This window comes from Duganella sp. GW822-FHT06D06 (genome assembly GCF_058799615.1).
Genome location: NZ_JBXALQ010000002.1, coordinates 571,278 through 596,671 on the forward strand (window position 1 = coordinate 571,278; position 25,394 = coordinate 596,671).

A 25,394-nucleotide genomic window follows, 5' to 3' on the forward strand; every position below is an offset into this window, starting at 1 on the left:
TTATTCCAGCTTCCACACGTACTCGAGGGTTTGCCATTGATCCCCGCCCGGCGACACGAATTTGCACTTGGTGATGCTGGTCGAGGCCGCCTTGTCGAGGTTCTTGAAGCCGCTCGACTTGCTCACCTTGGATTCCTGCACCTTGCCATCGGCCGACAGCTTCAGGCTCAGCACCACCGTGCCCTTCTCTTCGTTCATCAGCGAAGCCTTGGGGTACTCGATCACGCAGGGAACCTTGGGGTCGAGCGTCGCCATCTTGTCGGCGGCAAGCGCCGGCAGCGTGACCGACAACAGACTGAGCGCAGCAATGGCATAACGTTTCATGGGTGTTCCTTATGGTGAGTGACGGGATAAACCCTGGTGGGCGCCAGCGACGGGATCGCCGCCGCGCCCACTTCGATCCTACGCTCGAGCACGCCAGGCTGTCGATGGCGGGCGGCGAGAGTGTTGCTTTTCCGCAAAACCCGGAACCGCACGATACTATTGGCATAGCGGGCCGCCAGCGTATATGCTGATGACTTGGCTTCATGACGATCCACGCAGAAAGCACACGCAAATGAAGCGCCGCTCCGTGATACGGCTTGCACTGCTGCCCTGGCTGCCCGCCATGGCGGCGCCGGCTAAGCCCGTGGTCAACGTCTCCACCCTGGTCGGCGACGATCCGGCCACGGACATCGCCGAACTGGTGCTGCGCGAAGCGTACAGCCGGCTGGGCTACCAGCTCCAGCTGCACCGCCTGCCGGGCGAACGCACGCTGATCTACGCCAACGAAGGCCGCATGGACGGCGAGCTGTATCGCAAGCTGGGCATGGATCGCGACTACGCCAACCTGGTCATCGTGCCGGTGCCGCTGCTGACCTACGAGATCGTGGTCTTCACGCACGGCACCAGTTTCGTCCTCAATGGCTGGGACAGCCTCAAGCCCTACACCATCGGCCATGTGCGCGGCATCAAGATCGTGCAGGAAAACACCATCGGCATGAAGACCGAGGCGGTGCCGACCATGGCCCAGGCCTTCCAGAAAATGATGGTGGGGCGCACCGACCTGGTGGTCGGCAACCGCCTGTCCGGCATGGCGGTGATCAAGCAACTGAAGCTGGACGAGGTGGTGGTGATGGCGCCGCCGCTGGCCGCCTTCCCGGTCTACCACTACCTGCACAAGAAGCACCAGGCGCTGGTGCCGCAGCTGGCCGCCGTGCTGCGCCAGATGCGCGCCGACAAGGTTATCGAAAACATACAGCAGCGTGTCGCGGCCGGGTCCTAGTGTCCTGAGTTGTAAATTCGTTGATGATAAATACGGCGATAATCGCCGTATTTATTCAACGAATTTGCAACTCGGGACACCAGGGCTCACATGCCGTGCATGCGATTGAACAGCCCGACCAGGTCCAGATACTGCGCGCCGACATACAGGCCGATGCCGGCGGCGACGAGCAGCGCCGCCACCACGGTGGATTTTTTCATCACATTTCCTTTCAGAGACTGGCCAGCGATTGTTGAATGCTGAGCCGCGACGCCGCCCAGGCCGGCAAGCCGCTCGCCAGCAAGGCGCCCAGCAGCAGCAGCGCCGTCCAGCCCAGCGCGCCGGCGCCCGACACGGTCAACGGAAACGCCAGCCCGAACAGCAGCTGGCCCAGATAGGCGCCGATCGCCGCCGACAGCGGCAGCGACAGCGCCAAGGCCAGCGGCACGCTCATCACAGCGACCAGCACGCCCTCGCACAACACATTGCGCAGCACCACGGCCGAACTGGCGCCGATGCTGCGCATGATGCCGAACTCGCGCCCGCGCTCGGCCACGTTGCCGCCCATCGCCGAGCCCAGCCCGAACAGGCCGACCGCCGCCATCAACAGCGCGACGAACAGCATGGCCGCGATCAGCAGGTCGAAGTGGCCGTCGACCTCCTGGCGCAGCATGGTCTCGGTCACATTCATGCGGACCTCGATGCCGGCGGCGGCCAGCGTGCGGCCGATCTGGCGCGCGGCCGCGTCCATGCCCGCCGCGTCGTGCGCGCGCAGCACGACCCGATAGCTGGCGGCCTGCCCGGCGCGGCCCGCCATCCGCGCATAGGTCGGCGCCGACACGTACACCGTGGCCGCCGTCATGTCCTGGCGCGCGATGCCGGCCACCCGCAAGGTCAGCGTGCGGCCATGGCTGGCGATGCCGACGCTGCCGCCGACCCGCGCCTGCGGAAAGAACTCCAGCGCGGCGCTGTTCAACACCACCTGGTCCGGCTGGCCGGCGCTGAGCCACTGGCCGGCCAGCATCTCCAGCCTGAGCGTGGCGTTCTGCTCTGGCACCGCCTGCACCGCCAGCGTGCCGTGCGCGCCGTCCGGGTAAACCCGTTCGATCTCCAGGCCGTCGGCGCGCTGGCGCGCCACGCTGCTGCGCTCCCACGCCTCGACCAGCGCCACCTGCGGCAGCGCCGCCAGCAGCTGGCTGACCTGCGCGATCGGCGCCGGACCGGCCAGTATCGTTTCGATGTCGTAGTGGCGCTCCGCCGCCGCGTCGACCAGGTGGCGCTCGGATGCGGCCCGTATATTCAGGCTGCTCATGGTCATGGCGCCGGCCAGCGCCAGCAACCCCAAAGTCAACAGCAGGCGGCCGCGCCGGCGCAGGCTGTTGCGCAGCGCCAGCAGCAGGCTGCGGTCGACCAGCGGCAGGCGCTCCAGCCACGCCGCCGGCGCGCTGTAGCGCTGGCCATGGCTGCCGCTGTCGCTGATGGCCGCCTGCACCGTCGCCGCGCTGGCCTGGGCGATCGGCACCGCGGCGACCGCCAACGGCAGCAACACGCCGGCCGCGATCAGCAGCAGATAGCACCAGTGCGGAACAGCGCCGCTGTGCATGGTGAAGTTGAGGATCTGATTCAGCACCACGCGCGAGAACGCGCGCCCCGCCGCCAGCCCGGCCGACATGCCGAGCGCGGTGGCGGCGCCGGCCAACGCCAGCACCAGCGTCAGATACAGGCCGGCGATCTGCGAGCGCCGCGCGCCGATGGTCTTCATCACGCCGATCTGGCGCCGCTGCTGTTGCAGCATGCCGCCCACCACCGTCGCCGCCAGCACCGCAGACAGCAGCAGCGCCACGCCGCTGAACACCAGCAGCATCGCCAGGATGGAGCTCATCACCTTCTGGTGCGGATGCTCGCCCGGCGGCGGAATGCGGATGCGCTCCACCGCATGGCCGTTCTGCCGCAGCCAGACGGCCAGCCGCGCCACCGTCGCTTCGATGGCGTCCACATTCATGGGCTGCTCGCTGACGGTCAGCTTCAGCTGGCGCAGGCTGGCGTCCAGTCCCAGCGCGGCCACGGTGGCCGGGGTGGCATAGGCGTACACCGTTTGCCCACGGCTGGCCGGCGGCAGGGCCGGATCGTGCACGGTGCCGGAGATCAGCAGCGATTGCGGCGCGCCACGGCCTGTGCCGACGGCGATGCGCTGGCCGATGGCCGCGCCGATCAGGCGCAGCGCCTCGCGCTCCAGCAGCAGCGATCCGTCCGGCGGCGGCCACGCGCCCTGCTCGCGATACACGGTGTTGATGCGCAGCTGCTTGAAATCGTCCACCACGAAGATGGTCAGCGGCAAGGTCGGAGTCCCGCCGGCCCCCTCGCCCGCCAGCGCTGCGCCGACCGTGCCGCTGGCCTGCGCCTGCGCGATGCCGGGGAAGGCGCGGATCGCCGCCAGCAGCGGCGCGTCGATGCGCTCCAACTGCAGCGTGGCCGAGGGCGGGTTGGTGTCGAGGTAGTTGCGGGTGGTCTCGCGGGTGAGGATGGTATAGCTGCTCAACATGGTGGCCAGCCCGCACACGCCGGCCGCCAGCGCCAGCACCATCAAGGCCACGCGGCCCGGCGTGAGCGCGACGTCGCGCAACAGCTTGCGCCAGCGCGGGCTAAGCATGGCGCATCCGGTTGGCGGCGTGGCCGATGCCGGCAGCGCCGTCGCGCGGCGCGCCGATGCTGCCGATACGGCCGTCGGCCAGCGTGACGACCCGCGTGAAGTATTCGCTGAAGTCGCGTTCGTGGGTCACCATCAGCACCGTCTTGCCCTGCTCGACCAGGCCGGCGAACAGCCGCATGATCTGGCGCGTGGTGTCGCTATCGAGATTGCCGGTCGGTTCGTCGGCCACCAGGATGGGCGCGTCGTTGGCCAGCGCGCGCGCGATCGCGGCGCGCTGCTGCTGGCCGCCGGACAGCGCCGACGGCAGCTTGTCGGCCTGCGCGCCGATATCCAACTGCTCCAGCAACGCCAGCGCCCGCGCGCGCCGTTGGCGCGCCGGATAGGTGGCGCAAAAGTCCATCGGCAGCATCACGTTCTCGGCCACGGTCAGCGTCGGCAACAGCTGGAAGAACTGGAACACGATGCCGAGATGGCGGCCGCGCCAGCGCGCCAACTCCGACTGGCGCATGCCGTGCACGGCGGCGCCGTCGATCCAGACTTCGCCGGAGGACGGCGTATCGATGCCGCAGGCCAGGTTCAGCAAGGTCGACTTGCCGCTGCCGGACTTGCCGACCACGGCGACGAACTCGCCGGCCCGCACCTCCAGGTTGATGCCGTCGAGCGCCATCAGGCTGCCGGCGCTGCTGTCGTAACGCTTGCTCAAATCGCGCAAGACCATCAAGGGTCGCGCCGCTGCGGATGCTGTCATGGTTGGTTCCCGTCGGTTGATTGTCACAGCAGCCATTAAACCGGCGGGCGATTGCCGTTTTATCTCCGTTGCGTGAAGTTTTGTAAAGTAGCCAACTTTGATCTACATCCGCAAAACACAACAAATATGTTGTATATTAAATCTATCCGACACCTGACAGAGGGTACTATGAAGTACAGCGAGTTCCGACGGTGGCTGGAGCGACAAGGCGCGATTTTCACGCCGGCCAAGGGGAGCCACCACAGGGTGACTCTCAACGGGAAAACGACCATATTCCCTGATCATGGATCGAAAGAAATCGGAACCGGACTCGTAGAAAAAATTAAAAAAGACCTTGGATTGAAATGATAGGACCAGCGAAACCTGATCCTGACTGGAGAATGATATGTTGAACTACGCCGTAACCCTCACGCGCGACTCCAACGGCACTTACTTGGTAGGTTTTCCGGATTTCCCGGAAGCAAACTCTGTCGGCGACGATATCACCAGTGCACTAAGCAATGCGGGTGATGCATTGGAATCCGTGCTGTCGCTCTACTTCGATGAACGCCGCCCTGTACCGCTGCCATCAGCGAACGTCACAGGTGACGCTACTGTGGGCCTGTCAGCACTGGGAACGGCAAAAGTCCTGCTATGGAACGAAATGCACGCACAAAATATGCGCAAGGCAGATCTGGCGCGCAGGCTCGACGTGCACATGCCGCAAGTCGATCGATTGTTTGACCTGGCCCACTCTTCGAAAATTGAATTTGTTGAACAGGCTGCCAAGGCTCTGGGCAAAACATTGAATGTTTCACTCATTTAGCTACCTGTTGACGAAGACGGACCCACGCAGCGGCATGGTTTAGTAATCCTTACTAAACTATGCCGCGCCAGCACGCTTTCCGCGAATTACCTCATCCCCCCGTGTGAAAATCCAGCCATTAAAACCAGCAAGCTCCGTCTGTTTCATAAACGCGCTGCGACCAACCCACGGCCCACAACCCCATCATGAAACCTGTCTATTTACTGCTACTAGCCTTGGCAGCCCCTCTCGCCCACGCGCGCGACACCAGCGTCAGTTCGCCCGATGGCGCGCTGGTGGTCAGCGTCAGCGACGACCGCGCCAATCCGACCTACCGCGTCACCTATCGCGGTGTGCCGGTCATCACGCCCTCCCATCTCGGCATGGTGTTCAAGCGCGGCGCCTCGTTTGGCGAGGGCTATCACATCGCCGCCACCGCCAGCGACAAGGCCGACACCACCTGGACCCAGCCCTGGGGCGAGCGCAAACTGGTGCGCGACAATCACAACGAGCTGCGCGTCGACTTCGCGCGCACGCTCGACGCGCGCAGCAAGTTCACGGTACGCTTCCGGGTGTTCAACGACGGCATCGGCTTCCGCTACGAAGTGCCCGAGCAGGCCGGCATGCCGGGCGAGATCGAGATCGTCGACGAAACCACCGAGTTCCAGATTCCCGAAGCCGACAAGACGCGCGCCTGGTGGATCCCCGCGCGCGCCTGGCGCGGCCTGGAGTACCTGTACCGCTCCACCCTGCTGAAGGACGCGCCGCACGTGGAAACGCCATTCACGCTGCGCCTGCCGTCCGGCGTGCACCTGTCGATCCACGAGGCGGCGCTGACCGACTACGCATCGATGACGCTGAACCAGCAACACGACGGCGTCTTCAAGGCCGACCTCACGCCGTGGTACGACGGCAGCCGCGTCAAGACCCGCGGCGCCTTCAAGACGCCGTGGCGCACCGTGCAGGTATCGCCCGACGCCAAAGGCCTGTTGAACTCGGACCTGATCCTCAACCTCAACGAACCAAACAAACTGGGCGACGTCTCCTGGGTCAAGCCGGGCAAATATGTCGGCATCTGGTGGGCCATGCACCTGTGGCAGAAGACCTGGGCCTCGGGCCCCAAGCACGGCGCCACGACCGCCGAAACCAAGCGCTATATGGACTTCGCCGCCAAGTACGGCTTCTCCGGCGTGCTGGTGGAAGGCTGGAACGTGGGCTGGGACGGCGAATGGCAGGACAACGGCGACAGCTTCAGCTTCACCGAACCCTACCCCGATTTCGACATGCGCCAGATCGCCGCCTACGGCAAGAAACTGGGCGTGGGCCTGATCGGCCACCACGAAACCTCGGGCGCGGTAGCGCACTACGCCGGCCAGATGGACGGCGCGCTCGACTACTACCGCGACCACAACGTCACGCAGGTAAAAACCGGCTACGTCACCGACAACGCCCGCATCAAGCGCGTCGACGCCGAAGGCGTCACCCGCTACGAATGGCACGACGGCCAGTACATGGCCGGCGAATACCTGCACTCCGTGGTGGCGGCGGCCAAGCGCCACATCAGCATCGACACCCACGAGCCGATCAAGGACACCGGCCTGCGCCGCACCTACCCGAACTGGCTCACGCGCGAAGGCGCGCGCGGCCAGGAGTACAACGCCTGGGGTTTTCCGCCCAATCCGCCCGAGCACACGGCGCTGCTGCCCTTTACCCGCATGCTGTCCGGCCCGTTCGACTACACGCCCGGCATCTTCAACCTCAAGCCGAACGGCGAGCAATCGGAGAACCGCGTGCGCTCCACGCTGGCCAAGGAACTGTCGCTGTACGTGGTGCTGTATAGCCCGATCCAGATGGCGGCCGACCTGCCCGAAAACTACGAAGCGCGCCGCGACGCCTTCCAGTTCATCGTCGACGTTCCGGCCGACTGGGAAGAAAGCCGCGCCCTCGCCGGCGAAGTGGGTCAGTTCGTGGCCATCGCCCGCCAGCAGCGCGGAGGCCGCGACTGGTTCCTCGGCGCCTTGACCAACGAAACGGCGCGCACGCTCGATCTCAAGCTCGATTTCCTGGCGCCGGGCCAGCGCTACCAGGCCGAGATCTACCGCGACGGTCCGGGCGCGCACTGGGAAACCAAGCCCTACGCCATCGTCATCGAGAAGAAGGCCGCGCAGCGCGACCAGACGATGTCGCTTTGGCTGGCGGCCGGCGGCGGCGCCGCGATCCGCTTCAAGGCGATCGACTAGGGCGATGTTTACTAAAACCGCACTAAACTCCGCGGTCCGCGCCGCCCTGGCCTCGCCGCCGCAGGTTTCAAATGCTATAAACAGCAAAACAACAATACCAACTGGAGACGCTCAATGACGCAACACCGCACCACCAGCCAGCTCGCGCTCAGCATCGCGCTGGCCCTGACCAGCCTCTGGGCCGACGCCGCACCCGCGCCCGCACCGGAATCGGGCTTCCCGGTCAATACCTTCATCGGCACCCAGGACGACGGCAATACCTTCCCCGGCGCCTCCGCCCCGTTCGGCATGCTGCAACTGAGCCCGATCGGCGAGCACTATGCCGGCTGGCGCTACCTGGACCCGAAAATCCGCGGCTTCGGCCACTTCTTCCTGTCCGGCGCCGGCTGCTGGGAACAGGGCGGCCAGTTGTCGGTGCTGCCGGTGACCGGCGACATCGGCCCCGGCGCCAGGTTCGACACCACCAAGCCGGCCAGCTTCGACCAGAAGAAGTACGCGTCCAGCTACACCCATGACGGCGAAATCGGCGCGGCCGGCTACTTCAAGATCAAGCTCACCGACTACGGCGGCATCGTCGCCGAAACCACGGCACTGACGCGCGCCGGCGCCGAGCGCTACACCTTCGCCGATACCGCCACCCAAGGCCATGTGCTGGTCAACGTCGGCCAGGCCAACGAACGCCATTCTGTGGTCGGCAGCACCTTGCAGGTGGTCGGCGACCGCGCCATCGAAGGCAAGATCGTCACCAAGAGTTTTTGCGGCGGCGCCCAATACGCGACCTGGTTCCGCATGGAGTTCGACCGTCCCTTCAGCACGCACGGCGTGTGGAGCGACGCCGGGGGCACGTCCGGCACGCGCGGCGTGAGTCAGCAAGGCGACAGCCGTCCGCACGGCGCATGGTTCAGCTTCGACCTGAAAGACGGCAAGGCCGTCACCGCCATCAGCGCCATCTCCCACGTCGATGCCGAAGGCGCGCGCCGCAACCTGCACGCCGACGCCTACGCCGGCACGCAGCCGCGCAGCTTCGACACGATGCGCGAAGCCTCGCAGCTGGCCTGGCAGAAGGAGCTGAACACGGTGCGCATCGGCGGCGCCGACAAGGACCAGCGCACGGTGTTCTACACCGCCCTCTATCACGCGCTGCTGCAGCCCTTGACGGGCAACGACGCCGACGGCCGCTATCGCGGCTACGACGACGCCCTGCACAACGCCGGCGGCTCCACCTACTACGAATTCTTCTCGCTGTGGGACACCTACCGCGCCCACAACCAGCTGCTGGCATTGCTGCGTCCTGAGCGCGCGCGCGACATCGCCGATTCGGTGCTGAAGACCCGCGAACAAGGCGGCTGGTTGCCGCGCTGGGGCTACGCCAACTTCGAATCGAACGTGATGACGGGCGACCCGGTGACGCCTTTCCTGGTCGACCTGTGGCGCTTCGGCGCGCTGAAAGGCCAGGAGCAGCGCGCCTACACGGCGCTGCGTGAAAACGCCTTCGGCGCGCCGCCGTTCGGCAGCCGCAGCGAAGGACGCGCCGGCAATCCAAGCTACCTGGCCAACGGTTACGTGCAGTACGACCGCGCCTTCCGCGCCAAGGGCATGGATGTCGACCCGCACCACGGCGGCTCCGCCACGCTGGAATATGCGCAGGCCGATGGCGCGCTGGCCTACATGGCCGAGGCGCTGGGCAAGCATGACGACGCCGCGCTGCTGCGCAAGCGTGCCGGCAACTGGCACAAGGTATGGGACGCAGCGGCGGACGACAAGGAGCTCGGCTTCAAAGGCTTCCCGCGCGCGCGCATGACCGACGGCAAATGGTTCGCCGAACTCGACGGCAGCTACAGCCCGCGCGCCGAACATGGCTTCCACGAAGGCACGGCATGGCAATATCAATGGCTGGTGCAGCAGGACGTGGGCGGCATGGTGGCGGCCATGGGCGGACGCGCGCAAACCGCTCGCCGGCTCGACGCCTTCTTCGCCTACGACGCCCTGCGCAAGAATCCCTACGAGGCGGTGCGCAAGGATTGGGTGATGGGGCCGTACAACTACTACAGCCAGTACCGCTACAACCCGAACAACGAGCCTGACCTGCACGCGCCGTGGATGTACACGCTGGTCGGCCAGCCGTGGAAGACCAGCACCGTGTTGCGCGCAGCCGAAACGCTGTTCACCAACGCGCCGAACGGCGTCACCGGCAACGACGACCTGGGCACCATGTCGGCGTGGTATGTGTTCAGCGTGCTGGGCGTGTATCCATCGATGCCGGGCAGCGGACACTTCCTGCTGCATGCGCCGAAATTCGCCAGCGCCGAGATCGATGTCGGCAATGGCAAGACCCTGCGCATCAACAGCAACGCCAGCAGCGGCAAGGCCCAGGCGCCGATGGCGATCGAGCAGGTGCGCTGGAACGGCCAACCGCGCCAGCAGGTCTGGCTGGACTGGGAGCAGCTCAACGCCGGTGGCCAGCTCCAGATGAAGCTGGGCAGCGATGCCGCCGCCCGAACCTGGGGCACGCAGCCGGACGCCCTGCCCGCCGATCTGCGCGAGCCGCAACGGCAGTAATGCAATAAAAACCGGGGGCGGCAACGCGCCGCCCCCGGCAACAACATCCGGGCCGGCTTACTGCGCGGCCGCCTTCCAATACCGGTTGATCCACTCCCCGTGCGTCGGCATCGCCGCCACAGCCTGCGCCAATGTCGCGCGCATACCCTCGACGTACTGCACCAACTTCTCTTCCGGCATATCGTCCACGATCGGATGGTAGCTTTGCGGCATGATGCGCTGGCCCAGCATCACCTGCACCCAACTCGGCAGCGCGAAGAAATCCTCGCCGTTGCGGAAGTAGCGCCCGTCGCTGCGGAACAGGTCCATCGCCTCCTTCAAACTGTCCGGAACGGACATGGTGCGGCAGTAGTTCCAGAACGGCGTGTCGTTGCGCTCGGTCGCGTGGTAGTGCAGGATCAGGAAATCGCGGACCCGCTCGTATTCAAACGCGGATTCGCGGTTGAAGCGCTCGGCCAGCAAGGGATTGAAATCGCGGCCTGGGAACAGCGCCAGCAAGCGGCTGATGCCCGACTGGACCATATAGATGCTGGTCGACTCCAGCGGCTCCAGGAAACCGCTGGCCAATCCCAGCGCCACCACATTCTTGTTCCAGAACTTCTTGCGCATGCCCGGCGTGAAGCGCAGCGGACGGGGCTCGGCCAGCGCCTTGCCGTCCAGGTTGGCCAACAAGGTCGCGGCGGCCTCGTCGTCGCCGAGATGGCGGCTCGAATACACATAGCCATTGCCGGTGCGGTGCTGCAGCGGTATGCGCCACTGCCAGCCCGCCTCGCGCGCGGTGGCGCGGGTGTACGGCGTGATCGGATCGATGCGCTCGCTGGGCACCGCCATCGCGCGGTCGCACGGCAGCCAATGCGTCCAGTCCACATAGCCGGTCTTGAGCGTCTGCTCGATCAGCAGCCCGCGGAAACCGGAACAATCGATGAACAATTCGCCGTCGACGACTTCGCCATTTTCCATCGTCACCGATTCGACGTAACCGTCATCGGCGCGCTGGTTCACGCCGACGATCTTGCCTTCGATGCGCTGCACGCCGCGCTGCTCCGACAGCTCGCGCAGGAAGCGCGCATACATGCCGGCGTCGAAGTGATAGGCGTAGGCGATGTCGGACAGCGGCGAATTGGGCGGCGCATCCCGGTCGCCGGGCACGAACTTGCCCTGCGGCGCCATCACGGTCTGCAGCGAGTAATCGCCGATCGCCGCCGCGCGGCCGGACTGGAACAGCTTGAGCCAGAACTGGTGGAACGGCAGCGGCCCCAGCGAACGGCCGACGACGCCGAAGCCGTGGATGTAGCTGTCGCCGATGCGCGACCAATCCTTGAATTCGATGCCGAGCTTGACCGTGCCCTGGGTCCGTTTGACGAACTCGGTCTCGTCGATGCCCAGCATCTGGCTGTTGAACATGCGGATGTGCGGAACGCTGGCCTCGCCGACGCCGACGATGCCGATTTCCTCGGACTCGATCAGGCGTACCGAAGCCTGCTTGCCCAGGTAGGTGGCCAGCGCCGCGGCCGCCATCCAGCCGGCGCTGCCGCCGCCGACCACCACCACGCGTTTGATACGATTGTTTGTCATTTTTCTCTATCCCTTGCACAAGCAAAAAAGTCGGCGCTTGCCAAAACAGGCAAGCGCCGACGGGAAGCTCCCCTCACGCCAGCGGGCACGAGGGGGCGGGAGGAAGGTATCAGAACTTGTAGTTCAGGCCAAAGTAGGCGATGCGACCGGTGTAACCGTTGGAGTAGAAACGATCCTTGGTGTCGCTGCCCAGGTGGGAACTGGTCTCTTCCTTGGTCAGGTTCAGCACCGAAGCGGTCAGGCTCAGCTCCTTGGTCAGGTTGTAGGCCACGTTCACGTCGACCTGGCTGTAAGGATCCGAATACACGTTCAAGCCGTTGACCAGACCGTTGACCACTTCGCCGCGACGGTTGTACGAAGCGCGCACCAGGTACTTGTCGGTTTCGTAGTACACGGTGACGTTGGCCTGGTTCTTGGCGCTGCCGACCAGCGGCGACTTGCCGATCTCGGTGCCGTCGCCCAGGGTGATGGCCGCCTGGTTGGTCTTGTTGTACGTGTAGTTGACCTGGAAGCCGAGGCCGGAATCGAAGGTGTGCTGCACGTAGGTCTCGATACCCTGCGACACGCCGTTGCGACCGCCGGCCGTGGTCGAGTAGTTCTGCACCGTCACGCTCTGGCCGCCGACGTTCATGGTCACGTCCCGTACCACCGGCACCGAGAAGTTGCTGACGTTCTTGCGGAACAGGTCGGCGCCGAGCACGGAGCCGCGGTGGAAATACCACTCCAGGCCCACGTCGAACTGGGTGGCCTTGTACGGATCGAGCTGCTTGTTGCTGCCTTCGCCGAACCAGCCCTGCTTGTCGCCGCCACCGATCAGACGGCGGTCGTTGACGTATTCCTGGCTGTAGTACTGCAAGCCGCCCGGCGAAGCGATGTCGCCATAGCTCGGCCGCGACACCACCTTGGACGCGGCCACGCGCAGCAGCAAGTCCTTGCGCACGTCATAGGCCAGGTTCAAGCTAGGCAGCACGTCGGTGTAGCTGCGGTCGAGCGAACTGAGCACGAACGACGAGTTGCGCGCGGTGCTGTCCGGCAGCCGGGTGAAGCCGCTGGTGCAGCCGGAGCCGGCAGGTGCGCCCACGGCCGGAGCGCCGCCTGCCTGGCAAGGCGCCGGGCTGCCATTGGCGCCGTTGAAGAAGTAGTCGTTGTAGTTGTCGACGCGGTCGGTCGAATCGGCATGCTGCTTGGTGCGCACCACGCGCAGGCCGACGTTGCCACGCAGACGGTCGGTCTTGATGTTGGCCTGCAAGTACGTCGAGGAGATCTTCTCGTTGACGTTGTAGACGAAGTTGTCTTCGTTGCGGGTCTGCATAGCGCCGTAGGTCTGGTTCAGGTAGCCGATGTAGGCCGGATAGTTAATCGCCGGGAAAGCGCTGGCGCTGATGCCGCCCGCCAGGTTGTCCAGCGATTGGCTGTACAGGAACTGCGGCTGGAACTTGTTGGCGGTGGCATCGCAACCGGCCTGGTAACGCTTGTCGTAGTTGGTCGGATCGGCGCCCTTGCACACCCAGTAGTTGTTGCCGGTGCTGCGGTGGGTGCCGCCGTCACGGTACTTGCCGCCGAATTGCAGCGAGTCCAGCCAGTTGGTGTCGGCGTGCCAGGTGAAATCGGCCTGGGCGTATTTCTGCTCGGTGCTGTTGCGGGTCCACGACGAGCTGGTCGAACCGAGGTCGATTTCGCCTATGCCCTTCTGCAGATTGGCCATCAGTTCCGGCGAGAAGGTCATGGTCGGCTTGCCGGCCGTGCTCCAGGCGCTGGCGTAGTTGCCGAGGGTCCAGCTGCCGTCGGCGTTTTGCAGGCGCGGCTTGATCGGCATGCCGAATTGCAGCTCAGGACCGCCGCTGGCCCAGGTACGGCCGCCCTTGAAGGTGGCGTCCAGCGAGTCGCCGTGCCAATCGACTTCGATATCGGCGGTTTGCGACAGCGCTTTTTCGCGGTTGTAGCTGCCGGTGATCTGCGGCGTCGGGATGGTGCAATCGTCCGGACCGAAGCCGCCGGTGTTGGTCAGGCCGCCGGCCTTGGCCTGGTCGCCGCTGCAATAGTACTTCTTGCCGGCATGCGCGCTGTATTGCGCGCCGGTGACGATGGTGCCGCTGCGGTCGAAGGTCAGGCCGTCGAGCATGCGGCCGCCCGGCCAGTTGCCGTCGCCGTCGTAGCGGGCCAGGTTCCACTCAGGGATCTTCAGCGTGTTGGTCTGCGAGTTTTGCGACAGGTCGAAGCGGAAGTAGTTACCGGTCACGGTCAGGTTGCGGACCGGCTTGGCTTGCAGGGTCAACTGGCCGCCCTGACGCTCGCGGTCCTCGGTCTTGACGTCGAAGTTGACCGAGGTCGGCATCATGAAATTGGTGTATTTCTTGCCGCTCTGGTCCTTGAAGCCGGACTGGCCCCACCAGTAGCTGTTCATATTCGACGGCTTGCCGTTGACGTCGGTGGCCGGATGGGCGTCGTAGTCGTCGCCATACCATTGCCAGTTTTCGGTGCTGGCGCCCATGGTGCGGGTGGTGCGTTTCTGTTGGGTATAGCCGACCAGCACGCCGAAGCGGTTGCTCTCGTCGTGCCAGGCGTACTGGCCGGAGAACTGGCCGTCGGTCTTCTTGCTGGTGTCGGCCCAGGTGCCTTCGGCGGAAACGAAACCGGTGCCCGACTTCACGTCCAGCGGACGGCGGGTGCGCAGGATCACGGTGCCGCCGATGCCGCCTTCGTCGATGCGCGCTTCCGGCGACTTGAACAGTTCAGCGCTGGACAGCATGTTCGCCGGCATCAGCATGTAGTTGAAGGAACGGGTCGGATCGCCGTTGGACTCGGCCGTGGCGATGTAGTTGCCGTTCAACTGGGTCAGCGTCAATTCCGACGACAGGCCGCGGACGCTGACGTTCTTGCCCTCGCCGCCGCTGCGGTCGATGATCACGCCGGGCACGCGCTGCAGCGCATCGGCGACGTTCTTGTCGGGGAACTTGCCGATATCTTCGGCGGTGACCACATCGACGATGGCGTTGGCGTTGCGCTTCTGGTCGAGGCTCTTCTCGATCGCGTAGCGGTAGCCGGTGACGACCACGGAATCGATCGGCTTGCCGTCGGCGGTTTTCTCGGCCGGTTTGTCGGCGGACGCGGTTTGCGCGTGGGCGCTGGAAAGGGTCATCAAGCCGAGGCTCAAGGCCGTGGCGATCGGCGTCTTGGTCCAGCGGCGCTGCCGTGCAGCGTGAGGGGTTTTTAACGTCATGTGCTGTCTCCTGGTCGTGTGCCCAACGAGGGGCTGTATTTATTATTTGGCGGTAGCTGTGGCAGCGGGCTTCCGCATTGCAACGCGAACCCTGAAGATTTCCTAAACGGCTGGAAAGCCGCTTGCATATCGATGGGGACCGCATTCCAACCAGAAAGATTTATACAGAAGAAGCGAAGGTGGCTCTACAAACTTTCAAAGTTTGCATGAAGTTTAGCGTTGTTTAGGAAACAAGCGAGGTGGGAGGGCAACAACCGGCCGCCGGACGGGGCCGGCGGCCGGATCGGGCCGCCCGGCCGCGCATGTAATTCACCGCCGCAAGGGATATGGTCTGCTTTGATCTGCATCATAGAAAATCAATGGTCAGACGACTAGTCTAGATCGAACCAAGACGCCAGCTTGTACGGGGGCCAGCTCAACACTGTGGATATTTGGAGAGATAAAGTGCGTAAACTGTGGATGATGCTGGCGATTGTGGCCCTGCTTGGCATGTCGGGCTGTGGCTACAACGCATTGCAAAGCAATGACGAGCAAATCAAGGCCAGTTGGTCGGAGGTGGTCAACCAATACCAGCGGCGGGCCGACCTGATTCCCAATCTGGTCAATACCGTCAAGGGCTATGCCGCGCACGAACAGGAGGTGCTGACGCAAGTGACACAGGCGCGGGCAGCGGCGACCTCCGTGCAAGTCACGCCGGAAGTGTTGAACGATCCGGCCGCCTTCGCAAAATTCCAGGCGACGCAGGGCGCGTTGTCCGGCGCGTTGACGCGACTGCTTGCGGTCAGTGAAAACTATCCGCAGTTGAAAGCCGATGCCAATTTCCGCGATTTGCAGGCGCAACTGGAAGGCACAGAAAACCGCATCACCGTGGCACGCAATCGCTACATTCAGTCGGTACAGGAATACAACGTCACCGTACGGTCGTTCCCATCCAATCTGACCGCGATGGCCCTCGGCTATAAAACGAAAGCCAATTTTTCGGTCGAGAATGAAAAGGAAATCAGCAGGCCGCCGGCGGTCGACTTCAACTCCGCGCCCATCAAGCCTCAAGCCGACGCCCCGGGGAAGACAAAATGATGGCGATGGCCGCCGCCAAGCGCGCGGCACGGGCGCCATTGTTAGCCTTCGCGCTCTGGGCGCCGTTCGGCGTCGGCGCTCAAATCGCCGTTCCGCCATTGACAGGGCATGTTACCGATCAGACCGCGACGCTGACAGCCGGGCAGACAGACAGCCTGGAGCAAGCACTGCAATCGTTTGAAGCAAAGAAAGGCAGCCAGCTCGCCGTGCTTATCGTCCCCACCACGGCGCCGGAGACGATAGAGCAATACGCCTTGCGCGTCGCCGAGCAATGGAAGCTGGGACGCAAGAACATCGATGACGGCGCCATCCTGGTGGTGGCCAAGAACGATCGCGTGCTCCGCATCGAAGTCGGCTACGGTCTGGAGGGCCCGCTCAATGACGCAAGCAGCAAGCGCATTATCAGCGAGATCATTACCCCCTACTTCAAGCAAGGCGATTTCTATGGCGGCATTGCCGCCGGCACCGGGCAGATGATGCGCCTGGTCGACGGCGAGCAATTGCCGGCGCCTGAATCCAGGCTAGACCGTGCCGCCGGCGCACAGCGCTACTTGCCGGTCGCCTTCATCCTGGTGTTCGCCATCGGCGGCGTGTTGCGCGCCATACTGGGCCGACTTCCGGGCGCCGTGGTCACGGGCGGCGCGGTGGCCGGCGTCGTCTGGCTGCTGGCGGGAACGGTGTACATTGCGCTCGGCGCGGGCGTACTGGCCCTGCTGTTCACTTTGCTTGGCGGCGGCATGCTCGCGCGTGGTCTGGGTGGAGTCGCGGGCGGCTTCGGTCGTGGCGGCTCAGGCGGAGGCGGCTTCAGCGGAGGCGGCGGCAGCTTTGGTGGCGGCGGCGCCTCGGGGAGATGGTAGCAATGAACATTCAACGCCTGGTGCGGCATCTGTTGACCACACGCTGGACCATCAAGCGCACATTTCCACCGGCGGCGCTGGGTGCGATTGAAAATGCCATCGCCGCCAGCGAGCGTAGCCATGCCGGCGAAATTCGTTTTGTGGTGGAAACCGCGTTGGACGGCGCACCGCTGTTTAGCGATCAATCGGCCAGGGCACGTGCCATCGATGTATTTTCACAATACCGGATATGGGACACGGAACAGAACAACGGCGTGTTGATCTACCTGCTGCTGGCCGATCGCAGCGTCGAGATCGTCGCCGACCGCGGCATTCACGGCAAAGCGGGTGCGCACGAATGGCAAAGGATTTGCCATCAGATGGAAACCGCCTTCAGGCAAGGTGATTATGAGGCCGGGGTGCTCGCCGGCATCGAGGCGGTGACGCGCCATTTAAAGGAGCACTATCCGGCCGATGGCAAGGCAAAAAACGAATTGCCAAACCAGGTGCTGGTGCTTTAACCCTTGAACCAAACAACGAGAACGAAAATCTGAACAGGGAACAATCATGAAAACCGCCATCGCACTTACCTTCCTCGCCGCCATGCTGAGCGTATCCCACGCCAGCGCCGCAGACCCTCATCATCCAGATCCTGCACAGCAGGAAAAAAAGGCGCCGGACGCCACATCGGCCGGCATGATGGACAATATGCAGAAGATGCAGCGCCAGATGGAGAAAATTCACGCGACAAGCGACCCCAAGGAACGACAAAAGCTGATGCAGGAGCACATGCAGGCCATGCAGGACACGATGAAGTCAATGCGCGCCGCCGATGCTACGCCGGCGGGCGATAAGCATCAAGGCAAGGCAGGTGGCGGCATGATGATGATGCGCCACGAAATGATGGAAAAGCGCATGGATATGATGCAGATGATGATGGAGCAGATGATGCAACATCAAAGCGCGAAGGAATCGGCGCCGGCTTCCAGGTGACCGCGTCCGCATCAGCGGCGTGATGCTTCATTTCAATTGGAGGACGGGCGCCGGGATCTACACCTCGTTCGCTCCGCCGCCCCCGTCTATCCACACCTCGCGGAGCCCGCCGCCATCACGCACGGTGAACAGCGCCGCCATGCCCAGCTCGCGGACCAATCTCCCGCCCGCATGCGGCCCCAGCACCATCAACGCGGTCGCCCAGGCGTCGGCCAACATGCATGTCGGCGCCAGCACCGTAACGCCGGCCAGGTCGCTTTCCACCGGTTGTTGCGTGACCGTGTCCATCGTGTGCGAGTAACGCCTGCCGCCTACATCAACCCAGCGCCGATAGTCGCCGGAAGTCGCGATCGCCGTGTCCGCCAGCTCCATTGCGCCCGCCGGCTCGCGCACGCCGTATGCAGGCTTTTCTATCGCAACCGTCCAGGCCAGACCGCCAGGTTTGCAGCCACGCGCCCGCATTTCGCCGTCGATACCGACCAGGTAATTGGCGACGCCCCATCGATCAAGACACTGCGCAAGCCGGTCGACGCCGTAACCTTTCGCAATGCCCGACAAGTCCAGGCACACGGGCGTTCGTTTGCGTAGCCGAAGTTCCGCGCGGTCGATCTCCAGGCCGGCGGCGCCGGCGCGCGCGCCGCCCGGTGCGCGCGGCGGCGCGACCAGCGGCCGCCGCGCGGGACCAAAGCCCCACGCCTCGACCAACGCTCCCAGGCCGATGTCGAAGGCGCCCATCGACGCCACGCCCACTCGCAAGCCAGTTTCGAGCACTTCGGCCAGCTGGTCCGGTATGCCGATCCAGACATTTTCGGGTGCGGCGTTGACGCGGCAGAGATCAGAGGCGGGGTTCCAGCTCGACATTTGCCGGTCGACCTCGTCCACTGCGGCGAACAGGCCGGCGCCGATCGCCGTGGCGTCCATCGCCGCCGGGGCGTAGAACACGGCGGTATAGCGCGAGCCCATCGTCGCGCCGTTCAGGCTGTAGCGCTGCGGGGCCGGCGCCGCCGGCGATTCAAAAGACGTCTTCACGATATCTTCCATTGTTCTTGAGGAACTGGACATCCAGCCTGAGCGGGGCAAGCACCTCGTTCAGGGCGAGCCGAACGTTTTCGGCCATCGCGCGACTGCCGCACACCAGCACCTGGCCGCCGTCCGCGATCAGGCCGCGCAGCTGGTCGGCATCCTCGATCAGCCGGTTCTGCACGCGCACGCCATCTTGCACGCGCGAGAATGCGGTATGCAGCTGCGTGAGGCGGCGATCCGCGAGATAGTTGCGCAGTTCCGGTTCATACAGGAAGTCCGACTCCGGATCGCGGCCGCCCCAGTACAGGTACATCGGGTGCTTGCCGCTGTTGTTGCGGATGAAGCCGGCGAGCGGCCCGATCCCGGTGCCGGCGCCGACCAGGATCACCGGCGCCTTGCCGGAGGCCGGCCGGAATTGCGGATTGGGCAGAATGAACGCTTCGACGCAGTCCCCCGCCCGCAAGCCATGCAAATAGCCCGAACACAGGCCGCCGGGCTGGCGTCGCACGCAGATCTCGAGTATCCCGTCGCGCGCGCCGCTGGCCAATGAGTAGAACCGCGGCACGGGACTGCCCGGCGCGATCACGCCGACCAGGTCGCCGGCTTCAAAATGGGGCAGCCGTCCTCGCCGCAGCAGCCGCTTCGACAGCGCGCGGGCTTGCTGGACCGGGGTCGCGGCAAAGCGCAGCACCGCCGTCGGTTCCTGTTCCTGCAATCCATAGTCGATGCGTTCCTCGAGGCGGAGCGAAAACGTGCGCGGATGACGGGGTGCGTAGTCGAGCTTGAGCTCGAGACCCAACATGGCGCCGACGCTGGCGCCCCAACGCATGAATTCCTGGGGCGACTGGCGATCGACCGTGGCCAGCTCCAGCGAGCGCTGCCATCCATGCCCGCTCATGGCGGTATCGACATCCCTGGCGAACTGGCAGAATTTCGGAAACTGCCGATCGCCGAAGCCGAGGACGCAGAATTTCAGCGCCGGATTGGCCGGCGACCGTTCGAGCCGTTCAAGGAAGCGATTGGCCGTGGCCGGCGCGTCGCCGTCGCCATAGGTCGCCGTCAACAGCATCAGGTGGCGCGCCGAGCGATAGCGCGCCGACAGCTGGTTCATCGGCGCGGTATGGACTTGCCGGCCTTGGGCGCGCAAGGCGTCGTGCAAGGCCTGGGCGAAGCCCCAGGTGCTGTTGTTCTCGCTGCCGACCAGGATCACCGTGTCCGCCGACTGCGCGTTGCTGTTGGCGCGGATGCGTGGCCTGGCGCGGCGGCGCCGCCACCACACCATGGTGCCGGTGACAGCCAGCCAGGGCCCCGCCAGCGCGCACACGCCAAGCAGCAGGCCAAGCCACCACAGGCCTTCGCCGGTATGCAGCCGGTACACCAGCTCAAACCCTTCGCGCACGGCGCTGTGGGGGCGGTAGGTAAGCAGGGTACCGGTGGACTGGTCGACATAGCCGTCGCCCTGCATCGTTCTCAGGGTGTACACCGCGCTGGGGTCGCCGGGGATAGGAAAGACCAGTTCCCGCAAGTCGGCCAGGTCGGCCCGCTTGAGCGCGGCCAGCTCCGAAGCCGGCACCGACGCTCCGCCGGACGTGTTGGCCGGGAAATCGGGTTCGCTCTGCATCCCGTCCGAGACCAGGCCGAAGGTGGCCGCCGACATATACATGCCGGTGAGCGCAGACAGCAACAGACCCGCCATCGCGATCCGGGCCAGCTCGGCATGCCAGCGCTGACTCCAGCTGCCTTGCAGCGGCGCCGCGATCCGGCGCCAGCCACCGGTGCGCTTGATCAGCAATAGTATGCCGGAAACGCACAGCCCCAGCATGCTCAGCGCCGTCAGGCCGGCCGCGATGCGGCCGGGCGTGTCGAGCAGCAGGGAGCGGTGCAGCTGCTTGACCCAACGAAAGAGCGCCGACGGCACGTAGGCGCTTGCCGCGCCGCTCACCGGATCGACGCGCACCACGCTGGCGCCGGCGTCGGTGCTGTAGTAGACGATCAATGATCCGGAAGGCGTGCGCTGGATCTGTTCGACGCCCGGGTAGAGGCGCGCGACGCGGCCGGCCATCTCGGCCACGCTGACGCCGCCCGGCACGGTCGTGCCCAGCCGGTCCAGCGCCGGATCGAGCGACAACAACGCGCCGGTCAACCCCAGCAATATAACCAGAACGCCGCAGAACAGGCCCAGCACGGAGTGGAGCTGACGCGACATGCAGTCCCCTACATGTCGTAGCTGAAGGCTTTGACGTAGCCGCGCCCCTGGGCCGGCTTGCCGGCCCCCGCCTTGGTCAGCGGCACGCGCACATCGGCCGGATGATCGCGGCCATCTTCGACCGCGCTGTCGACGCGGATTTCGTAGCCGGCGTCTATCAGGGTATCGGCCAGTTCCACCGTGACCTTCAACGATTTGCCGCTGCCGACGCTGGCGCCGCTGACGCCGTCGAAGGCACGCGCGTCGAGCCCGCTGCCGCGCGCCCAGGCACTCAGGTGCTTGTAGTATTTCGACTTCTTCCCGGCGACCCACAAGGTCTTCTTATAATTGCCGGCGGCGTCGGTGACATAGAACGCGAGATAGGCGCCATTGCCGCCATAATTCTGCAGTTGCGTGGTGAGCACCACGGGACGCGCCTGCACCATCGCGGGGAGCGCCAAGGTGCCGGCCAGGCAGGCGCTGGTGAGAATTTTTTTCATTGCTTGTTTCCTTGAGTAAGCGGGCCGCGCGCCCTGTTTGGTTCGGCGGCGGAGCGCGCCGCGGGCAGGTAGTCGGAGGCATCGCCGTGCTCGCCGAAGTCGATCTCGAGGCTGCGGATGCGCAACGTCGCCGGGCTGTACTTGGCCTTCACCTTATTGCCCAGCCGGTCGGTGCCGCGCACCTCGTAGCAACCGTCGTCGACCTTGATGCGCTGGACAGTCCAACCGCGCAGCTCGACCTGATGGCGCAACACTTCACGTGGTTTCCAATCGGCGATGCGATCGCTGCAATCGGTGTCGGCGAGCGCCGTGCAACTGGCGCAGAGGGCAGCGAGTGCGGCGAGCATACGAAACGGTGTCATCGCTGGTTCCTTGGTTGTGATCGAGCTTAGACGTAAGGCGACTGGGTCGATTGTAGGACCGTGATTCGTAAAATTGATTGATGCAAATCAAAATTCCCGGAGTGTTTTGCTGCTATGCGGGAGCGGACACCCTGCATCGCCGCGGGTATGCCCGGGCCCGAGTCCTCCACCCGCAGGTAGCTTTTCCCTTCAGTTTGACCGCAGCTGACCGCAATACATAGGTCACTGTCCAGGTAGCGGGATCGAAGAACGGGCGTGTCGTGGCTTGCACGATGGTCTCCCTGGCTGCAACAAATTATACGTATTTATATTATATCGAGTGATATAATATATTTTATTGAAATCTGAGGCGCCCCACCATGAACCACCAGCATCCAACAATCGACCCCGGCGTCATGCAGGCCGCAGCGGCAAACGCCTGCGCGCTGCTCAAGGTGCTTGCCAATCCGGTCCGCCTGCTACTGATGTGCCAGATATCGCAAGGCGAGTTGTCCGTTGGCGAACTGGAGCAGCTGCTCGGCATCCGGCAGCCCACGCTCTCGCAGCAACTGACGGTGCTCCGTGAAAACGGTCTGGTAGGCACGCGCCGCGATGGCAAGAACATCTTTTATTCGGTGACGAACAAAGAGGCGCTTGCCGTCATGGCCGTGCTGTATCAACAATTCTGTGCCACCACCTCAACGGAGACGACATGCTGATCGACCTCGTCAACTTCACCCCCGCCATGTCCCTGGCGGGCGGCCTCATCATCGGCGCGGCGGCCGCCGTGCTGATACTGTTCAATGGCCGCATCGCCGGCATCAGCGGCATCCTCGGGGGCCTGTTCAGCCTTCCGCGCAAGGACATGGCCTGGCGCCTGACCTTCCTGACCGGCCTGGTCGCCGGCCCGGTTATCGCGGCGCTGATCGGCGAGCCGGCCATTGCCGACATACAGGCGGGTTGGAGCGAAATTCTGTTCGCCGGCTTCCTGGTCGGCATCGGCACCCGCTATGCCAGCGGCTGCACCAGCGGCCATGGCGTGTGCGGCATCTCGCGCGGGTCGATCCGTTCCCTGGTCGCCACCCTGACGTTCATGGCGGCGGGGTTCCTGACGGTCTTCGTGCAACGACATCTGATTGGAGGCTGACATGACGGCAATAACTGCACTGTTCGCGGGACTGCTGTTCAGCGCGGGATTGATGGTCTCCGGCATGGCCAATCCCGCCAAGGTACAGAATTTTCTCGACCTGGCGGGGCACTGGGACCCATCCCTGGCCCTGGTGATGGCCGGCGCCATCGCGATCGGTTCGCTCGCATTCCTGATCGCCCAACGCCGCAAGCGCTCCTTCCTGGGCTTACCCATCCAGCTGCCGGCCAGCGCCGACGTCACGCTGCGGCTGGTACTGGGTAGCGCCGCCTTCGGCATCGGCTGGGGCCTGGCGGGCTTCTGTCCGGGGCCGGCGCTGGTCGCGCTGGGTGCCGGATATCCGAAGGCAATCGGCTTCGTGGCCGCCATGGTGGCGGGAATGGCCCTCTTCGAAGTATTTGAGCGGGTGAGGTTGCGCGCAACGCCAGGCCCGCAGTGATGTGATGAGCAAACTTAGGAGCAGCCCCATGAACACTATCAAATTACGTGCTTTGACACTGGCCTTGCTTACGGCGGTCAGCGCGCCGGTGCTATGCCAAACGACCGCCATGTCAGTGCCCGACGAGGCGTCGATTCCCAACGGCCCAATGGGGGAAGCCATCAAACGTGGCAAGACCTTGCTGACGGATACCCATAAACAATTGCCGCGTAATGTCGGCAATGGCCTGAACTGCACGAGTTGCCACCTCAATGGCGGGACCACCGCTTTTGCATCACCGTGGGTCGGCCTGACCGGCGCGTTTCCGGAGTACCGGTCACGCGGGGGCAAGGTCATTTCGCTCCAGGAACGCATCAACGATTGCTTTCAACGCTCGATGAATGGCAAGCCACTTGCGTTCGACTCGGCCGACATGAACGCCATCATGACCTACATGAAGTGGTTATCCACGGGAGTGCCAACCGGCACCAGTGTACCCGGCCGGGGTTTCGAAAAAATTGACACCGCGCTCGTTCCAGACCGCGAGCACGGCAAGGTTGTCTACGCGGCGCAATGCGCCTCCTGCCACGGCACAGACGGACAGGGCACGAAGAATCCGCAAGGGGGCTATGTTTTCCCGCCGGTCTGGGGTAAAGACTCATTCAACGTGGGCGCGGGGATGGCGCGCACGTTTACCGCCGCCGCGTTCGTGAAACACAATATGCCGCTCGGCCAAGGCGGCACACTGTCTGCCCAGGAAGCCGTCGATGTCGCCGCCTACTTCACGCAGCAACCCAGGCCAGATTTCGCGGCCAGGGCGAAGGATTGGCCCAAAGGGGATAGACCAAAAGACGCGCGCTAGTTGCTGTTGAAGGAAAGCGTCCACTCAGCGCCGTCTTGAGTGCTGTGGACTTCGGACTTCGGGGTCAGTTCCGGCGACGTGCCATTTGACTGGTTGCTGGAACTGCCCCGCCGTCCCGCGCATCACGTGGAGCAGGCCGAGGCGCCTCGATCGGTGCTGCTCACCTAGTTCACTTCCACTCCCCTTTAGTTCCGGACTTTCGATTGAGCGCGCATAAGTGCTCGACTTCTGCGAGGCCTATATTCGTTCTTCAAAAACGAAAAGGGGATCGCCATGCCTCAACAAGCTTACTTCCAATCAAGACGTCGAGCCCTAAAGGTCGCTGGGAGCGCCCTTGTTGCCGGCGTCGTCAACGTGCTCGTTGGCGCCAGGCCCGCCCTGGCCGCCTATATCGGCCAGCCATCCTGGCGCTTCTGCAACAAATGCCATGCCATGTTCTACAACGGATATGCAAAGAAGGGCCGCTGTCCGGCCGGCGGATCCCACGTCGCACAAGGGCACACTTTTGTCTTGCCGCACGACGTACATGCCACACCACACGCACAAGACCAGTGGCGCTTCTGCAATAAATGCTCAAACATGTTCTTCAACGGATATGACGATAAGGGTCGCTGTGCCGCGGGCGGAGCGCACAGCGCGCAAGGCTACAACTTCGTCCTGCCGCACGATGTGCCACCCACAGCGGAAGCGCAGGGAGACTGGCGCTTCTGCAACAAATGCAAGGCGATGTTCTATGACGGCTATCCCGACAAAGGGAAATGTGCAGCCGGCGGAAAACACGTCGCGCAAGGCTATATGTTTGTCTTGCCGCACCCGGTTTACAGCTGCGCGCACTGCACCGACGGCAGCTGCCAGTGCGGCTACCTCGGACCGGGCGGACTGTGCGCAGGGCACGGTCAGGAAGATCCCGAAATCGGCTGCAGCCAGTCGCATTGAGTGCAGCGTTGACGTAAGCCCCTGCAAAAACAACAAAGGCCAGTCCGAAGACTGGCC

The 25,394-nt window shown here is 64.3% G+C and carries 23 protein-coding genes; 14 read left to right on the plus strand and 9 right to left on the minus strand.

The annotated features are described in order from the left end of the window. On the minus strand, positions 1-324 hold the full coding sequence (locus AC1RMD_RS05755) for an energy transducer TonB (protein ID WP_492924507.1): 324 nt from the start codon (positions 322-324) through the stop codon (positions 1-3). 232 nt (positions 325-556) lie between these two features. Between AC1RMD_RS05755 and AC1RMD_RS05760 the strand changes: the two genes are divergently transcribed. Beyond that, positions 557-1,264, plus strand: a complete 708-nt coding sequence (locus AC1RMD_RS05760) for a substrate-binding periplasmic protein (RefSeq protein WP_492924509.1) — start codon at positions 557-559, stop codon at positions 1,262-1,264. 211 nt (positions 1,265-1,475) lie between these two features. Here the strand turns inward: AC1RMD_RS05760 and AC1RMD_RS05765 are convergent, their stop codons facing one another. Further along, on the minus strand, positions 1,476-3,893 hold the full coding sequence (locus AC1RMD_RS05765; protein ID WP_492924511.1) for an ABC transporter permease: 2,418 nt from the start codon (positions 3,891-3,893) through the stop codon (positions 1,476-1,478). Next, a complete protein-coding gene (locus AC1RMD_RS05770; RefSeq protein WP_492924513.1) occupies positions 3,886-4,641 on the minus strand; it encodes an ABC transporter ATP-binding protein in 756 nt (251 codons plus the stop codon). Before AC1RMD_RS05770 ends, AC1RMD_RS05765 begins: the two co-directional genes overlap by 8 nt. Positions 4,642-4,809: 168 nt before the next feature. Between AC1RMD_RS05770 and AC1RMD_RS05775 the strand changes: the two genes are divergently transcribed. The 4 genes from AC1RMD_RS05775 to AC1RMD_RS05790 all read left to right on the plus strand — a co-directional run bounded on the left by AC1RMD_RS05775 (position 4,810) and on the right by AC1RMD_RS05790 (position 10,224). After that, positions 4,810-4,989, plus strand: a complete 180-nt coding sequence (locus AC1RMD_RS05775; RefSeq protein ID WP_492924515.1) for a type II toxin-antitoxin system HicA family toxin — start codon at positions 4,810-4,812, stop codon at positions 4,987-4,989. Between the two features lie 37 nt (positions 4,990-5,026). Next, the gene (locus AC1RMD_RS05780; RefSeq protein ID WP_492924517.1) at positions 5,027-5,446 is read left to right on the plus strand and encodes a type II toxin-antitoxin system HicB family antitoxin; all 420 of its coding nucleotides are present in this window, start codon (positions 5,027-5,029) and stop codon (positions 5,444-5,446) included. A gap of 215 nt (positions 5,447-5,661) precedes the next feature. Further along, positions 5,662-7,665: a glycoside hydrolase family 97 protein gene (locus tag AC1RMD_RS05785; protein WP_492924519.1), complete on the plus strand. Its 2,004-nt coding sequence runs from the start codon at positions 5,662-5,664 to the stop codon at positions 7,663-7,665. A gap of 114 nt (positions 7,666-7,779) precedes the next feature. Next, a complete protein-coding gene (locus AC1RMD_RS05790) occupies positions 7,780-10,224 on the plus strand; it encodes a GH92 family glycosyl hydrolase (RefSeq protein WP_492924521.1) in 2,445 nt (814 codons plus the stop codon). Positions 10,225-10,281: 57 nt separating this feature from the next. Here AC1RMD_RS05790 and AC1RMD_RS05795 read toward each other — a convergent pair whose 3' ends face one another. Beyond that, entirely contained in the window at positions 10,282-11,799 is a 1,518-nt protein-coding gene (locus tag AC1RMD_RS05795; RefSeq protein ID WP_492924523.1) for a tryptophan halogenase family protein, read from the minus strand. Between the two features lie 109 nt (positions 11,800-11,908). Next, a complete protein-coding gene (locus AC1RMD_RS05800; protein ID WP_492924525.1) occupies positions 11,909-15,019 on the minus strand; it encodes a TonB-dependent receptor in 3,111 nt (1,036 codons plus the stop codon). Between the two features lie 459 nt (positions 15,020-15,478). On the opposite strand from AC1RMD_RS05800, the gene AC1RMD_RS05805 reads away from it, so the two are divergent. Genes AC1RMD_RS05805 through AC1RMD_RS05820 form a run of 4 tightly spaced genes read left to right on the plus strand, consistent with a single transcriptional unit; the run spans position 15,479 to position 17,925 of the window. Continuing rightward, the gene (locus AC1RMD_RS05805) at positions 15,479-16,096 is read left to right on the plus strand and encodes a LemA family protein (protein WP_492924697.1); all 618 of its coding nucleotides are present in this window, start codon (positions 15,479-15,481) and stop codon (positions 16,094-16,096) included. Next, positions 16,093-16,953 carry a TPM domain-containing protein gene (locus AC1RMD_RS05810; protein ID WP_492924527.1) on the plus strand — a complete coding sequence of 287 codons (861 nt, stop codon included), beginning with the start codon at positions 16,093-16,095 and terminating at the stop codon, positions 16,951-16,953. Before AC1RMD_RS05805 ends, AC1RMD_RS05810 begins: the two co-directional genes overlap by 4 nt. A gap of 2 nt (positions 16,954-16,955) precedes the next feature. Next, complete coding sequence (locus AC1RMD_RS05815; protein ID WP_492924529.1) at positions 16,956-17,453, plus strand: TPM domain-containing protein; 498 nt, start codon at positions 16,956-16,958, stop codon at positions 17,451-17,453. 46 nt (positions 17,454-17,499) lie between these two features. After that, on the plus strand, positions 17,500-17,925 hold the full coding sequence (locus tag AC1RMD_RS05820) for a hypothetical protein (RefSeq protein WP_492924531.1): 426 nt from the start codon (positions 17,500-17,502) through the stop codon (positions 17,923-17,925). A gap of 57 nt (positions 17,926-17,982) precedes the next feature. Here the strand turns inward: AC1RMD_RS05820 and AC1RMD_RS05825 are convergent, their stop codons facing one another. The 4 genes from AC1RMD_RS05825 to AC1RMD_RS05840 are packed head-to-tail and all read right to left on the minus strand — an operon-like array spanning position 17,983 to position 21,995. Beyond that, entirely contained in the window at positions 17,983-18,966 is a 984-nt protein-coding gene (locus AC1RMD_RS05825) for an FAD:protein FMN transferase (RefSeq protein WP_492924533.1), read from the minus strand. Next, positions 18,938-21,154, minus strand: coding sequence for a PepSY domain-containing protein (locus tag AC1RMD_RS05830; protein ID WP_492924535.1), 2,217 nt, complete (start codon positions 21,152-21,154; stop codon positions 18,938-18,940). The genes AC1RMD_RS05825 and AC1RMD_RS05830 overlap by 29 nt, the downstream gene beginning before the upstream one ends. An 8-nt stretch (positions 21,155-21,162) precedes the next feature. Further along, positions 21,163-21,633, minus strand: coding sequence for a DUF2271 domain-containing protein (locus tag AC1RMD_RS05835; RefSeq protein ID WP_492924537.1), 471 nt, complete (start codon positions 21,631-21,633; stop codon positions 21,163-21,165). After that, complete coding sequence (locus AC1RMD_RS05840) at positions 21,630-21,995, minus strand: PepSY domain-containing protein (protein WP_492924539.1); 366 nt, start codon at positions 21,993-21,995, stop codon at positions 21,630-21,632. The genes AC1RMD_RS05835 and AC1RMD_RS05840 overlap by 4 nt, the downstream gene beginning before the upstream one ends. Positions 21,996-22,354: 359 nt before the next feature. Between AC1RMD_RS05840 and AC1RMD_RS05845 the strand changes: the two genes are divergently transcribed. The 5 genes from AC1RMD_RS05845 to AC1RMD_RS05865 all read left to right on the plus strand — a co-directional run bounded on the left by AC1RMD_RS05845 (position 22,355) and on the right by AC1RMD_RS05865 (position 25,337). After that, entirely contained in the window at positions 22,355-22,693 is a 339-nt protein-coding gene (locus AC1RMD_RS05845) for a metalloregulator ArsR/SmtB family transcription factor (protein WP_492924541.1), read from the plus strand. Beyond that, positions 22,687-23,121: a YeeE/YedE family protein gene (locus AC1RMD_RS05850; protein ID WP_492924543.1), complete on the plus strand. Its 435-nt coding sequence runs from the start codon at positions 22,687-22,689 to the stop codon at positions 23,119-23,121. The genes AC1RMD_RS05845 and AC1RMD_RS05850 overlap by 7 nt, the downstream gene beginning before the upstream one ends. 1 nt (position 23,122) lies before the next feature. After that, positions 23,123-23,560, plus strand: a complete 438-nt coding sequence (locus tag AC1RMD_RS05855; RefSeq protein ID WP_492924545.1) for a DUF6691 family protein — start codon at positions 23,123-23,125, stop codon at positions 23,558-23,560. A 28-nt stretch (positions 23,561-23,588) separates the two neighbouring features. Next, entirely contained in the window at positions 23,589-24,401 is an 813-nt protein-coding gene (locus tag AC1RMD_RS05860) for a c-type cytochrome (protein WP_492924547.1), read from the plus strand. Positions 24,402-24,674: 273 nt separating this feature from the next. Next, positions 24,675-25,337 (plus strand): hypothetical protein, encoded by a 663-nt coding sequence (locus tag AC1RMD_RS05865; protein ID WP_492924549.1) that lies wholly within the window; start codon positions 24,675-24,677, stop codon positions 25,335-25,337. Positions 25,338-25,394: the final 57 nt, after the last annotated feature.

Excerpts from the sequence above, each read along its gene's own strand:
- AC1RMD_RS05755 (WP_492924507.1), bottom strand. The coding sequence starts at position 324 with ATGAAACGTTATGCCATTGCTGCGCTCAGTCTGTTGTCGGTCACGCTG.
- AC1RMD_RS05760 (WP_492924509.1), top strand. The coding sequence starts at position 557 with ATGAAGCGCCGCTCCGTGATACGGCTTGCACTGCTGCCCTGGCTGCCC.
- AC1RMD_RS05765 (WP_492924511.1), bottom strand. The coding sequence starts at position 3,893 with ATGCTTAGCCCGCGCTGGCGCAAGCTGTTGCGCGACGTCGCGCTCACG.
- AC1RMD_RS05770 (WP_492924513.1), bottom strand. The coding sequence starts at position 4,641 with ATGACAGCATCCGCAGCGGCGCGACCCTTGATGGTCTTGCGCGATTTG.
- AC1RMD_RS05775 (WP_492924515.1), top strand. The coding sequence starts at position 4,810 with ATGAAGTACAGCGAGTTCCGACGGTGGCTGGAGCGACAAGGCGCGATT.
- AC1RMD_RS05780 (WP_492924517.1), top strand. The coding sequence starts at position 5,027 with ATGTTGAACTACGCCGTAACCCTCACGCGCGACTCCAACGGCACTTAC.
- AC1RMD_RS05790 (WP_492924521.1), top strand. The coding sequence starts at position 7,780 with ATGACGCAACACCGCACCACCAGCCAGCTCGCGCTCAGCATCGCGCTG.
- AC1RMD_RS05795 (WP_492924523.1), bottom strand. The coding sequence starts at position 11,799 with ATGACAAACAATCGTATCAAACGCGTGGTGGTGGTCGGCGGCGGCAGC.
- AC1RMD_RS05800 (WP_492924525.1), bottom strand. The coding sequence starts at position 15,019 with ATGACGTTAAAAACCCCTCACGCTGCACGGCAGCGCCGCTGGACCAAG.
- AC1RMD_RS05805 (WP_492924697.1), top strand. The coding sequence starts at position 15,479 with ATGATGCTGGCGATTGTGGCCCTGCTTGGCATGTCGGGCTGTGGCTAC.
- AC1RMD_RS05810 (WP_492924527.1), top strand. The coding sequence starts at position 16,093 with ATGATGGCGATGGCCGCCGCCAAGCGCGCGGCACGGGCGCCATTGTTA.
- AC1RMD_RS05815 (WP_492924529.1), top strand. The coding sequence starts at position 16,956 with ATGAACATTCAACGCCTGGTGCGGCATCTGTTGACCACACGCTGGACC.
- AC1RMD_RS05820 (WP_492924531.1), top strand. The coding sequence starts at position 17,500 with ATGAAAACCGCCATCGCACTTACCTTCCTCGCCGCCATGCTGAGCGTA.
- AC1RMD_RS05825 (WP_492924533.1), bottom strand. The coding sequence starts at position 18,966 with ATGGAAGATATCGTGAAGACGTCTTTTGAATCGCCGGCGGCGCCGGCC.
- AC1RMD_RS05830 (WP_492924535.1), bottom strand. The coding sequence starts at position 21,154 with ATGTCGCGTCAGCTCCACTCCGTGCTGGGCCTGTTCTGCGGCGTTCTG.
- AC1RMD_RS05835 (WP_492924537.1), bottom strand. The coding sequence starts at position 21,633 with ATGAAAAAAATTCTCACCAGCGCCTGCCTGGCCGGCACCTTGGCGCTC.
- AC1RMD_RS05840 (WP_492924539.1), bottom strand. The coding sequence starts at position 21,995 with ATGACACCGTTTCGTATGCTCGCCGCACTCGCTGCCCTCTGCGCCAGT.
- AC1RMD_RS05845 (WP_492924541.1), top strand. The coding sequence starts at position 22,355 with ATGAACCACCAGCATCCAACAATCGACCCCGGCGTCATGCAGGCCGCA.
- AC1RMD_RS05850 (WP_492924543.1), top strand. The coding sequence starts at position 22,687 with ATGCTGATCGACCTCGTCAACTTCACCCCCGCCATGTCCCTGGCGGGC.
- AC1RMD_RS05855 (WP_492924545.1), top strand. The coding sequence starts at position 23,123 with ATGACGGCAATAACTGCACTGTTCGCGGGACTGCTGTTCAGCGCGGGA.
- AC1RMD_RS05860 (WP_492924547.1), top strand. The coding sequence starts at position 23,589 with ATGAACACTATCAAATTACGTGCTTTGACACTGGCCTTGCTTACGGCG.
- AC1RMD_RS05865 (WP_492924549.1), top strand. The coding sequence starts at position 24,675 with ATGCCTCAACAAGCTTACTTCCAATCAAGACGTCGAGCCCTAAAGGTC.